The organism is Pantoea wallisii, assembly GCF_002095485.1.
GTDB lineage: Bacteria > Pseudomonadota > Gammaproteobacteria > Enterobacterales > Enterobacteriaceae > Pantoea > Pantoea wallisii.
The window spans coordinates 1-11,585 of record NZ_MLFS01000092.1 but is presented as its reverse complement, the minus strand read 5'-3'; the positions used below and the strand labels follow the sequence as shown (position 1 = coordinate 11,585).

The following is an 11,585-nucleotide window of genomic DNA, read 5'->3' as shown; positions in this document are numbered from 1 at the left end:
GGGGGATAAGGCAGCGCGCCCTCTGCGGCAATGCGGCCGGCGGCGTTGGCGATCGCCACCAGCTCAACATCACCGCGAATGTAGGCCTGATGCGCATCCTGGGGATTTACCGCCACAGGCGGGAAGCATGCTGCCCGGAACATATCCTTCTGCAGATCTTTTACGTCATAGCTGACATACAGATCGTGCATTTCCTGGCATAAGCGGCGCAGCGTGTAACCTTTATAGCGCGCAACATGCTTGCGATACACGCTCGGCAGCACCTCCGCCAGCAGCGCATCTTCACGCACGTGCTGCTCAAACTGCTCCAGCATCGCCACCAGGTGCGCCATCTTCTCCGGGGTTTCTGCCGGCGTCAGCAGGAACAGAATGGAGTTGAGGTCACACTTTTCCGGCACAATCCCGTTTTCACGCAAATAGTTAGCCAGAATAGTGGCCGGAATGCCAAAGCGGGTGTATTCACCGCTGGCGGCATCAATGCCCGGCGTGGTCAGCAGCAGTTTGCAGGGATCAACCCGATATTGCCCGCTATCGTATCCGGCAAAGCCGTGCCACTTCGCGCCAGGTTCAAAGCTAAAGTAAGCCGGATCGGCGGCGATAGTCGCAGTATCGGCCGCCTGCCACAGCTCGCCGTTAACTCTCTCTGGCAGGAAGGGCTGAATCAGCGTGCAGCGCGCCAGAATCGCTTTACGCGCATCAATGCCAAGGGTGACGCAGTCGTGCCACATACTGCGCCCGGCTTCGCCTGATGCATTTTGGCGTTGATATCCAGCGCGGCAAACAGCGGGTAGAACGGGCTGGTTGAAGCATGCAGCATGAAGGCGTTGTTCAGACGCTTATGCGGGCAGAAGCGTTTCTGACCGCGAATATGGTTATCTTTCTTGTGAATCTGCGACGTCTGCGAGAACCCCGCCAGCTGCTTATGCACCGACTGCGTAACGAAAATGCCCGGATCGTTCTCCGTGAGCGCCAGCGTCAGCGGAGAACAGTCCGACATCAGGGGAATAAACTGCTCGTAGCCAAGCCACGCGGAGTCGAACAGGATGTAGTCACACAGATGGCCAATGCGATCCACCACCTGCCGCGCGTTATATACGGTGCCGTCATAAGTGCCGAGCTGGATAATCGCCAGCCGGAACGGACGCGCCTCGTTCGCACGCTGCGGTGCCACCCTCTTCACCTGATCGCGCAGCCAGGCCTCGTCAAAGCAGTGCGCATCAATACCGCCGATAAAACCAAACGGATTGCGCGCTGCCTCAAGATACACCGGCGTAGCGCCAGCCTGAATCAGCGCACCGTGATGGTTAGATTTATGGTTGTTGCGGTCAAACAGTACCAGATCGCCGCGCGTGAGCAGCGCGTTGGTGACGACCTTATTGGCACTGGAGGTGCCGTTAAGCACGAAATAGGTCTTATCCGCGTTAAAGACTTTGGCGGCAAACTTTTGCGCGTCCTTGGCAGATCCTTCGTGGATAAGCAGATCGCCAAGCTTAACGTCAGCGTTACACATGTCAGAGCGGAAGACGTTTTCGCCGTAAAACTCATAGAACTGACGCCCGGCCGGATGGCGGCGGAAGAAGGCGCCGCCCTGATGGCCAGGGCAGGCGAAGGTGCTGTTCTGCATATCGACGTAGCGCGTCAGGGTATCAAAAAAGGGCGGCAGCAGTTCCCCTTCATAGGCCAGGGCGGCCTGCTCCAGCGCCTCCCACTCCTGCGGCGCGCCGTTGATCTCCCCGGTGACGCCCGGCAGTTTCAGCACATCTTCATCAAACGCGTTTGCAACAAACACCGGCAGGTTGAAGCCGGTCTGGCGTAAGAGCCCCAGCACGCCGCTGCGGGTATCCGCCAGCGAGACGACAACCGCCGCCACGTCAGTGAAATCGGTATTGTCCAGCGTCACCACATCGCGCGTGGTGTTGAGGCTCAGGCTTGGCGCTACCGCTACGCTGGCAGCAATTTTCAATGGATTCATAACACAAATCCCCGGAAGGATGAGTGGGTGCCAGTGGCACAGCAATAGGGAGGATTCCCCGGCGAATAACGTCAGACGGCCGCAACCGATAGACATCAGTAAAACCAGAACGCGTCTGTGTTTACTGATATCCAACAGCTCTGGTCGGGCTGGCCTCACCGCATGGTGGGCGTATGGCAGTCGCGGCAGAGGTGCATTGTTACGGGCATGGCGACCTCCTCAGTGGGCAGGAGTGGTGGTTTACCGGGTGGCAATGATGTCATTTTTTTCCGGGGTGAACAACCGGCGCAGGGCCACTCCCCGCTCTGCCCTGCCTGGCCTTGTTCTGCACATTGGCGTACTATAATTCTCACTCTCCTCAACCAGCCGGAGGCGGCATGTTCAAGGCGCTAGTCATTGAAAATGATGAACTGGGATACCGTACATCCCTGCAGGATGTTTCAGAAAAGCAACTCCCCGATCAAGATGTGACACTCGAAGTCAGCTACTCCACCCTTAACTACAAAGATGCGCTTGCCATCTGCAATAAGGGCCCGATTGTGCGCCAGTTTCCGATGGTGCCGGGCATCGATCTCGTCGGGCGCGTGATCAGCAGTCGCCACCCTGAATGGCAGCAGGATGACGTCGCGCTTCTCACCGGCTGGGGCGTCGGTGAAAAACAGTGGGGCGGACTGGCGCAAAAGGCCAGCGTCTCCGGCGACTGGCTGGTTAAGGTGCCGGCAGCGCTGAGCCCGCTGCAGGCCATGGCGATCGGTACTGCCGGTTTCACTGCGATGCTGTGCGTGCTGGCGCTGGAAAAACAGGGCGTTACGCCACAGCACGGGCCGGTACTGGTGACGGGCGCCAGCGGCGGCGTGGGCAGCTTCAGCGTGAGCCTTTTATCACGTCTGGGTTATGAGGTGGTGGCCTCAAGCGGGCGTGCCAGCGATAGCGAGTACTTACTGAATACGCTTGGTGCCACCGCGATTATCGATCGTGCGACGCTGAGCGAGCCAGGCAAACCGCTGGCGAAAGAGCGCTGGGCCGCCGCAATTGATAGCGTTGGCAGCCATACGCTGGCCAATGTGCTGGCCGGCATGCAGCGTGATGGCGTGGTCGCCGCCTGCGGTATGGCGCAGGGGCTGGATCTGCCCGCCAGCGTTGCGCCCTTTATTCTGCGCGGCGTAACCCTGACCGGTGTGGATAGCGTGATGTGCGCCAGACCGCTGCGTCAGCAGGCGTGGCAGCGCCTGGCCGGGCTGGTCGATAGCGCACTGCTGCAGCAGCTGACCCGCGTTATCCCGCTGAGCGAAGCACGCGAGGGGGCGGAGCAGCTGCTGGCAGGGAGCGTGCGCGGGCGGTTAGTGGTGGATTGCCGTTAAAAGTGCCTGGGTGCGCACGCTATCGTAAGGTGCGCACGTGGAAAATAGTCACACGAGCGCGCGCCGTTACGCCCGCAGCTGAATCTGCGGCCGACCAGGCGCTTCCTGTGTCACCACCTGCAAATCTGCCCGGTACCAGCGCGTCAGCGTGGCTTCGGTCATCACCTCCTGCGGTGCGCCGTGCGCCACCAGCTGGCCCTGATGTAACAGCAGAACACGGTCCGACCACAGCGACGCCAGATTGAGATCGTGCAGCACGGTACAGACGCTCAACCGGCCGTTGCGCGTCAGGCGATGCAGCAGGCGCAAACTGTACTGCTGCCAGTAGAGGTCCAGCGCGGAGGTCGGCTCATCCAGGAACAGCCAGCCGCGCGGCCCATCATCGTGCCAGAGCTGGGCCAGCACCCGCGCCAGCTGCACGCGCTGCTGTTCGCCGCCGGAGAGTGAGCGGTAATCGCGCGATGCCAGCGCCAGGCTGCCGGTCAGCGCCATCACCTCTTCCGTCACCGCCTGCGTGCGCGCTGCAGGCCAGGGCGCTCGGCCCAGAGCGACAACCTCTGACGCCGGTAGCGGGAACGTCATGCTGTTTTGCTGGCGCATCACTGCCCGGCAGCGGGCCAGCGGCTCACGCGGCCACTGATTTATGGGTCGATCGCCCAGCCAGCATTCGCCGGTATCCGGCGTCAGAAAGCCGGTCAGCAGGCGCAGCAGCGTCGATTTGCCGGCGCCGTTCGGCCCGATCAGCGTCACCATTTCACCCGGCGGCAGTGTTAATGAGACATCCTGAATCAGTGCGCGCGCGCCGTGGCTGAAGCACAGACCGCGCGCCTGCATGGCGTCACGCATTTATCCCCCTTTGCTGGCGCAGAATCAGCCAGAGAAACCACGGGCCACCGAGCAGGCTGGTTAACAGGCCGACCGGCATCTCAGCCGGAATTACCACCGTACGCGCCAGCGTATCGGCGAGCAGTAGCAGAATCGCGCCCGCCAGCGCTGAACCTGGCAGCATCCAGCGGTGATCGCTGCCGAGGCAGAAACGCATCACGTGCGGCACCACTAACCCGACAAAGCCGATAATGCCGCTTACCGACACCGCTGTGCCCACCAGCAGTGCGCTCAGCACCAGCAGCTGCCGCTGGGTGCGTTTTACGTCAAGTCCCATGTAGTGCGCGTCCTCTTCCCCCAGCTGAAGCAGGTTAAGGCGCCGCGCCCGCGTCTGAATAGCAAGCAGCGCGGGCAGGATCAGCAGCGCACTTACCGCCAGGCTCGGCCACTGCGCAGCGCTCAGACTGCCATACCCCACAGCGCCAGCTGGCGTAGCTGCTGATCGTTACTCAGCCACGACAGCACGCCCACCGCCGCACCGCACAGGGCGTTAATGGCGATGCCGATCAGCAGCAGGCGCGACAAATTACCCGGTGCCAGTCGGCTGAAGCTGAAGATCATCAGCGTCACCACCAGGCTTCCGCTAAACGCCGCCAGCGAGGGCAGCCACAGTACCAGCAGCGGCGGCAGGCTGAGCGGTACAATAATCGACATCGCCACCGCCAGTCCGGCTCCGCTGCTGATCCCCAGCAGGCCGGGATCGGCCAGCGGATTACGGAACAGGCCCTGCATCACCGCGCCGGAGACTGCCAGAGCCATACCCAGCAGCACCGCCAGCAGCACGCGCGGCAGACGAATATTGAGCCAGATTTGCCAGGCCATATCGCTGAGCGGCGCATTGAGCAGCGTGCCCATTGAGAGCGGCATCGCGCCGAAATTTGCCGCCATCAGCATACAGACCAGCATGCTGATGGTCAGCAGGAGCAGCCAGCGCAGCGCAACACTACTCATGCTTTGCCGCATCAGCTGCACGCCGCAACTTGAGAATGGCGCCCGGCGTATCCAGGCCAAAGCTCAGCAGATCCATCTCATCGATCACCAGCAGCGCCTGATGCTGACCGGCCGGCGTGAGCTTCAGCCCCGGCAGCGCCCAGATCTTCTCTTCACCGCCGAGCGTGTGCAGCCCATCTGTACCCACTACCACCAGATCAGGTGCGGCGGCCACCACGCCCTCCTGCGACAGCTGCTGATAGTGTGGCACCGTGCCCATGGCGTTAATCAGCCCGGCGGCACGGATCGCCCCGTCGGCTGCGGTTTGCGCGCCCGCCGCCTGGGTACGCATTCCGCCGTGCGCCATGATAAACAGCACCTTCACCGGCAGCGGCTGCTGCGGGATCTGCGCGCGTTGTCTCTCCAGCCGCTCAACCAGCGCCTGCGCCTCATCGGTACGGTGCAGCGCCTGACCAATGGTCACCACTTTTTCGCTTATCGCATCAAGGCTATTTTTACCGCTCACCTCCACCACTTTTACGCCTGCGCCGGCGATCTGCTGTAGCACCAGCGACGGTTTCGCCAGCTCGCTGGCCAGCACCAGCGTGGGCTTCAGCGCCAGAATGCCCTCTGCGTTCAGCTGGCGCATATAGCCGATATCCGGCAATTTCGTCGCCTGCGCTGGCTGCTGGCTGGTGCTGTCACGCGCCACCAGCGCGGCCTGCGCATCCAGCGCGTAGACGATTTGCGTCACGTCGCCGCCAATGGTAATCACCCGCTCCGCCGCCGTCACCGGCAGGGCAAGTGCGGTAAGCAGAAGTAGCACCAGACGTTTCATGCTGCCGCTCCCGCCGCGCTCAGTGCGGCGAGCTGCGCGCGCCAGCGTGCCTGCTCAGACGTGCCTTCACTGCGCTGACCGTACAGCTGAGCAATCTGCGTGCCGTCCGCGGCAAACAGCTCCAGGCTGGTGACAAAGCCGTCGCCGCCCGGTTTGCGTGTTATCCAGCTTTCATGGATGCGGTCCGCCATCAGATGCAGCGTAAACGTCGGGTTGAAGATGTTGATCCAGTTGTCCATCGGCACCAGCTTCTCTACCACACCGGTGAAGATCTGCGTACAGCCGCGATTGCCAACGAAGATCATGATCTCATTGCCCGCCTGCTGCGCCTGCGCCAGCAGCGTAGCCAGCGCATCATTACTGACCTGGCGTGCCAGATCGTCCGGCACCGCGCGAAACGCCTGCGGGCGCGAAAGATTATGACGTCTGAGCAGGCCAAAGAACTGGTGCACATCGGTCATGGCACGCCACTCCTCCTCTACTTTGCGCGCATCCATCGTCTGGCTGTACGCAGGCGCGCTGACCGGACGGGGATCCAGCACGGGCGCGACATCGGTGCTGAACTGTGCAATCAGCGCATCCCAGGCGGCAAAGTCGGTATTCTCCGTGGCGTAGATTTTCAACACCGCATCCGCGTGGGGATCGAATATCTGGATGCTCTGACGCTCGCCATGCGCGGTCTGCTCGCGCAGGAAGAATGCGCTGTGCCACTGTTTCGGGAACAGGCGCTGGTCCAGCGCGCGCGGATTGAGGATCAATCCGCCATGCTCGCCAAGATGCAGGTTGTCATAGCGGCCTGTCTGCTCGTGCACCGCGTACGCATTGCGGGTAATACTTCTGGTTTCACCCACCGCAGAAAGCGCTGCCAGCAGCGCCGGGAAATCGGCTCGCAGCGGCTGCGCATCCTGCCCGGTACGCGCTTCACACAGTTGCGCTTCGCCAATGCCCATCAGCGCCGCCAAATCGCGCGCATATTTTTTAGGGTGTTCGCCTTTCAGGGCTAAATAGTGTTGATAACGCTGGTTCATTGCGCATGCTCCCGTGAACATGCCCTGCGCAGCCGCAGGGCGAAAAGTGATCAGAAATCGACGTTAACACCCAGCTGATAGCTGCGGCCCGGCATCACTGACAGATTGATGTCATTACGCTCCTGCGCGTTCGTGCTGGTCAGCGTACGGCTGCTGAGGTAATCCCAGTATTTACGGTCGGTAATGTTGTAAATACCTCCGCTCAGCCTGACGTTTTTCGCCACCTGCCAGTACGCGGTTGCATCAACCATACCGTAACCCGGCACGCGCATATATTCGCTGCTGGCATCGGTGATTGCCGCACCGCTGTTGGTGTAGCTTTCGCGGCTGGTTGCCGTTGCCTGCTTGCCTTTCACGAAGGTGGCGGTCAGTGCCGCGCCGTAGCCGCGCGCCTTATCATCCCAGGCAATACCCACAATGGCTTTCAGCGGGGCAACGCTATCGAGATCGATGTATCTGTCGCCCAGATAGCTGGATTTCGATTTACCTTCGCTATAGCCCAGCGCAAAGGTGCTGCTCAGGCCATCCACCTGCGGGAACCAGGTGCCGTAGTTCACTTTGGTGGTGACTTCAGCTCCATAAATGTAAGCCTTGTCGCGGTTTTCAGCCTGGTAGCTGGTGTAAATATTGCCAGGGACGTTGACGAACATCTCCGGGTTGGTGGCGCGACGGTAGCGGGTATAGGCAATGAAGTTTTTGTATGTGTTATAGAACGCTGATGTATTCAGGGTTATGCCGTCGATCGGCTGCCCCTTCAGGCCCCACTCCACGTTATTACTGGTCTCTGTTTTCAGGTCGGCATTGCCAATCAGCGCATACTGCGCACTACCTGCATAGCTGGATCCGAGGTTCCATGAGCCATACAGCTGGCTGGTGGTCGGAAACTCTACGCCGCGTTTGTACTGCAGCCAGGTGGTCAGCGTGGGGGTGAGATCGTACTGGAGCGTCAGCGATGGCAGAAGCTCCGTATCCGAGTTGGTTTTGCCATACAGCGTCTCAACCTGCTCCGGCGTCAGCACCGCGCTACCGTTGGTCAGGTCTCCCAGGTTCTTTGGTTTTGTGCTCTGATGCATAACGCGCACGCCCGGAATGATGGCGAAGTTGTGGCTATCAAGGTCGAAGTTGATCTTATCCTGCAGGTAACCGGCGACGGTGTAAGAACGGCTGTCCGACTGCGGCTGCGTAATTACGCTGAAGGCGTTTGGGGTCGGTGCCTGGCGGAAAGGTCGCTCGCTATTATCCAGACGGGCATTAAATCCGGCGCTGAGATCGTGGCGACCCAGGGTTTTCGTGGCGCGCGTATCGAAGCCGTAAGTATCTACGTTGTAATCCGACCAGACAAAACCGTACTGCGTGGCGCTGGTGGGCAGATACGTGTTGTCATGCGCCTGCGTTTGCTGCCAGTAGAGGCGCGTGGTCAGCGTATCGATCAGGTCGTTGTAGGGCGTCCACTCATCGGCCAGGTTAATGCCCCAGCGGCGCGAATCGCTCTGCTGCTGCGCCGTGCCCCAGATGGTGTTGCCGCTGCTGTCCCAGGTGTCGTAATGGGTATGGTTGGTTTTGTGATAGTAGTCAAAGGTGGCGCTCAGCTTGTGCCGATCGTTTGGCTGCCAGATGCCCGAGGTCATAAAAGCATCCGAGTGCCAGTTAGCCGGATAGGCCTGTTTAACATCGCTGTTATTACGGCTCTCCTGCCCGTCGCGGCGGCTGTAGACAAACAGGCCGCGCAGTTCGTCATCGCCGGCGGCGGCCGTGATGCCGTTATGCCAGCTGCGATCCTCTGAGCTGTAGTTGCTCTGATAGCCAAAGTATGTCGCTTTATCGCTGTTGAGGTACTCATCCGGCGTTTTATTGTGGAACGAGACGTTGCCGCCAATAGAGGTATTGGGCTGATCGACCGAGGTAGCGCCCTTCTCAATATCGACGCTGCCAAACATATAGGGATCGATGTAGTCACGGCCGATGCCAAAGCTGTTATTGCCGGCGCGGCTGACGTACGGACGGCCGGTGGCGTCCGGCACCGGGATGCCGTCGATATCGAGCCCTACGCGGTTGCTCTCCAGGCCACGAATGTTATAGCCGGTGTAGCCGGCGCGGTCGAAGCCGCTTTTGCCGGCAGAGGAGCCGCCTGCTGCGCCGGTGGCGCTCACCAGCGGCTCATAACGTATGATTGAACCAAAATCATTGGCGCCGCGTTTTTGTAAATCGCTGGCGGTCAGCGTGGTTTTACTGCCGGCCTGCTGTTTTGGCGCGGTGACGGTTAAAACCGGCTCCTCGCTGGCGGCATAGCTGCACGCAGCGTGAATAGCAGAGGTTAAAATGGCGATGCGAAAAAGATACTGCGGAGCAGATCCCTGAAGGCGTAAAGACATGCGCAAATACCTGGTTAATTGTTAGTATTCGCTCACTTGCTTGCTGGCTGAAAATACGGTTAACGTTAAAAAACCGTAAAAAGTTGCGGGCTTTTTTTATGTAATTAATGATTGCGTCAGGAATGTAATGCAAGTGGTAATCATTATCAACAACCTTTACACTAAGATGTATCTTAGACCGCACATTTTGTTAACCTGTTAATAATCAACAGGTAAGAAGAGAGAGGCTATGTCACAGAAACCGGCAGTCACTATCTATTACTGTACGCAATGCAACTGGCTGCTGCGTTCAGCCTGGATGGCCCAGGAGTTACTGCATACGTTTGCGGATGATTTAAGTGCGGTCACACTCAAGCCTGGCAGCGGCGGCGTGTTCGAGATCAGCATTGATGGCACGGTGATCTGGGAGCGCAAAAAAGAGGGTGGATTCCCGGACGCGGCGGCCTTAAAGCAGCGGGTACGTGACCTGTGCTGGCCCGATCGCGCACTGGGACACGTAGATAAGAAGCGCACGCAGGAGAGCTGAACCGGAAGTCAGCTTAACTCTTTGCAATCTTCTCTGTTGCTTCCCGCAGCGCCGCCACCACAATCTCTACCGTGGCGGGCGAGATCGGCTCCTGCGACAGACGGTGATTGAGCGTGTAGCGAATGGCGTGAATGGCCTGCTCAATCTCCGGAATGCTGCGGTTATCGACCAGGATCGCCAGCGACGTCAGGCGTTCGATAATAACGGCGATATGATCGCGGTTTTCTGCCAGCAGCGCACTGCCACCGGGATTTAACGCATAGGCCTTACGCGAAGCATGTGCATCGACCACGCGGATCGCGTCCATCTCCTCTAACAGGGTCAGGTTGGGATAGATAATGCCCGGGCTTGGCGTGTACTCGCCTTTGGATAGCTCCTCAACGGATTTGATCAGCTCGTAGCCGTGCGCTGAGCCGCTCTCCAGAAAGTGCAGCATTAACAGGCGGATGTCACTGGCATCCAGCATCCGTTCGCGGCGTTTTTTACGTGCGCCGGCGCAGGCGGAGCGCTGCCCAGGGTCAGAGTGCCAGGGAAAATCCCGCTGCTGTTTCATCGCCTTCCCGAGGGTAATTTGAGGGAGGTTGATAGTAGTCTGCCGCCTGGCAAAATTCAACACAGGCGGCAGCGGGCGCGGCGAAGTTGGCTATTTCTGATGCCAGTAGGCGACCGCGCGCACGAAGTCGCTATGCGCACCACGATGCCGGGTAAAGTAATCGCTCAGCTGTTTAACCGCTTCGCCCTCACCCGTCAGCCAGATAAAGTACTCGTCAGGCGGCAGCGTGATCTGCTCCAGCTGCGCGATAAGGGGCGCCAGGTTGTCCGCCTGCATAGCGCCGCTGCCGAGCCAGCTGACCGTGACATTGGGCAGCTCACCCAGATAATCGCGGCCGGTGCTCTCATCAGCAAACGCCAGCAGGTGCACGGTTTGCGCCTGCATTTCGGCATAGCGACGCATAAAGGCTGGCAGACCGGTCTCATCGCACACATAAATCTGGCAGGCATAATCCACCGGCGCAATGCAGGAGCCGCGCGGACCGCCCATGGCAATACGGTCGCCAGGCTGTGCGGCGGCGGCCCAGCTGCTGGCAACGCCGCCATCGTGAATATAGAAATCGAGCGTCAGGGAGTCGGAGCCGTTGAACTTCAGCGGCGTGTAGTCGCGTGCAGCCGGGCGCACGCCGTTTGGCCAGATGATGCCCTCTTCGGTCATCTGCGGCAGCGCCAGCTCACCGCCTGCATTTTCCGGGAAGAACACTTTGATGTGATCATCAAAGGCGGGTGAGTTAAACCCCGCCAGATCGCTGCCGGTGAATTCGATGCGCCAGAAGACGCCAGCGACCAGAGTTTTACTCGCCACGGTGATGTGGCGAAAGCGCAGTTCATTGCGCACGCGTTGCGGTGCGCGAGGGTGAGAAGCAGGCATAGGTATCTCCCGGCAGCGGCAGGCATGCTTTTTTATGCATCTGTTCACCGCACATTGCATTGTTATCGAAAATGATTCTCATTCATCACAAGCGGTAACGATACCTATGATATATTTTAGGTGCAAGATCGAAAAATGCTGTCAGGGGTAAGGGTAAGTAAACGAGCGGAGAAGAGGCGGTCAGGTTTGCTCTGTTGCGGCAAGGAGCAGGGTTGGTAAATGATTGCACATATCGCTGTAAATATGCAGA

General features: G+C 59.6%; 8 protein-coding genes and 2 pseudogenes. 2 read left to right on the top strand and 8 right to left on the bottom strand.

The window, feature by feature from the left end; all coding sequences use genetic code 11:
* A pseudogene (speC, locus tag HA48_RS20925) lies at positions 1-1,972 on the bottom strand (ornithine decarboxylase); the annotation flags it as partial.
* 377 nt (positions 1,973-2,349) lie between these two features.
* On the opposite strand from speC, the gene acuI reads away from it, so the two are divergent.
* Positions 2,350-3,333, top strand: a complete 984-nt coding sequence (acuI, locus tag HA48_RS20920; RefSeq protein ID WP_128603034.1) for an acrylyl-CoA reductase (NADPH) — start codon at positions 2,350-2,352, stop codon at positions 3,331-3,333.
* A gap of 66 nt (positions 3,334-3,399) precedes the next feature.
* Here acuI and HA48_RS20915 read toward each other — a convergent pair whose 3' ends face one another.
* The 5 genes and pseudogenes from HA48_RS20915 to HA48_RS20895 all read right to left on the bottom strand — a co-directional run bounded on the left by HA48_RS20915 (position 3,400) and on the right by HA48_RS20895 (position 9,386).
* Complete coding sequence (locus HA48_RS20915) at positions 3,400-4,179, bottom strand: heme ABC transporter ATP-binding protein (RefSeq protein ID WP_128603033.1); 780 nt, start codon at positions 4,177-4,179, stop codon at positions 3,400-3,402.
* A pseudogene (locus HA48_RS20910) lies at positions 4,172-5,169 on the bottom strand (FecCD family ABC transporter permease). Before HA48_RS20910 ends, HA48_RS20915 begins: the two are co-directional and overlap by 8 nt.
* Entirely contained in the window at positions 5,162-5,986 is an 825-nt protein-coding gene (locus HA48_RS20905) for a heme/hemin ABC transporter substrate-binding protein (protein WP_128603032.1), read from the bottom strand. Before HA48_RS20905 ends, HA48_RS20910 begins: the two are co-directional and overlap by 8 nt.
* Positions 5,983-7,014 carry a hemin-degrading factor gene (locus tag HA48_RS20900; protein ID WP_128603031.1) on the bottom strand — a complete coding sequence of 344 codons (1,032 nt, stop codon included), beginning with the start codon at positions 7,012-7,014 and terminating at the stop codon, positions 5,983-5,985. Before HA48_RS20900 ends, HA48_RS20905 begins: the two co-directional genes overlap by 4 nt.
* A 50-nt stretch (positions 7,015-7,064) precedes the next feature.
* A complete protein-coding gene (locus HA48_RS20895; protein ID WP_128603030.1) occupies positions 7,065-9,386 on the bottom strand; it encodes a TonB-dependent receptor domain-containing protein in 2,322 nt (773 codons plus the stop codon).
* Between the two features lie 229 nt (positions 9,387-9,615).
* On the opposite strand from HA48_RS20895, the gene HA48_RS20890 reads away from it, so the two are divergent.
* Positions 9,616-9,912, top strand: coding sequence for an Rdx family protein (locus HA48_RS20890; RefSeq protein WP_128603029.1), 297 nt, complete (start codon positions 9,616-9,618; stop codon positions 9,910-9,912).
* 13 nt (positions 9,913-9,925) lie between these two features.
* On the opposite strand, the gene HA48_RS20885 is transcribed toward HA48_RS20890, so the two are convergent.
* Together HA48_RS20885 and HA48_RS20880 are read right to left on the bottom strand one after the other, a co-directional pair.
* Positions 9,926-10,465, bottom strand: a complete 540-nt coding sequence (locus tag HA48_RS20885) for a PadR family transcriptional regulator (RefSeq protein WP_128603028.1) — start codon at positions 10,463-10,465, stop codon at positions 9,926-9,928.
* 90 nt (positions 10,466-10,555) lie between these two features.
* Positions 10,556-11,335 carry a siderophore-interacting protein gene (locus tag HA48_RS20880; RefSeq protein ID WP_128603027.1) on the bottom strand — a complete coding sequence of 260 codons (780 nt, stop codon included), beginning with the start codon at positions 11,333-11,335 and terminating at the stop codon, positions 10,556-10,558.
* Between the last annotated feature and the right edge of the window lie 250 nt (positions 11,336-11,585).

Excerpts from the sequence above, each read along its gene's own strand:
- HA48_RS20895 (WP_128603030.1), bottom strand. The coding sequence starts at position 9,386 with ATGTCTTTACGCCTTCAGGGATCTGCTCCGCAGTATCTTTTTCGCATC.
- HA48_RS20885 (WP_128603028.1), bottom strand. The coding sequence starts at position 10,465 with ATGAAACAGCAGCGGGATTTTCCCTGGCACTCTGACCCTGGGCAGCGC.
- HA48_RS20905 (WP_128603032.1), bottom strand. The coding sequence starts at position 5,986 with ATGAAACGTCTGGTGCTACTTCTGCTTACCGCACTTGCCCTGCCGGTG.
- HA48_RS20915 (WP_128603033.1), bottom strand. The coding sequence starts at position 4,179 with ATGCGTGACGCCATGCAGGCGCGCGGTCTGTGCTTCAGCCACGGCGCG.
- HA48_RS20890 (WP_128603029.1), top strand. The coding sequence starts at position 9,616 with ATGTCACAGAAACCGGCAGTCACTATCTATTACTGTACGCAATGCAAC.
- acuI (WP_128603034.1), top strand. The coding sequence starts at position 2,350 with ATGTTCAAGGCGCTAGTCATTGAAAATGATGAACTGGGATACCGTACA.
- HA48_RS20900 (WP_128603031.1), bottom strand. The coding sequence starts at position 7,014 with ATGAACCAGCGTTATCAACACTATTTAGCCCTGAAAGGCGAACACCCT.
- HA48_RS20880 (WP_128603027.1), bottom strand. The coding sequence starts at position 11,335 with ATGCCTGCTTCTCACCCTCGCGCACCGCAACGCGTGCGCAATGAACTG.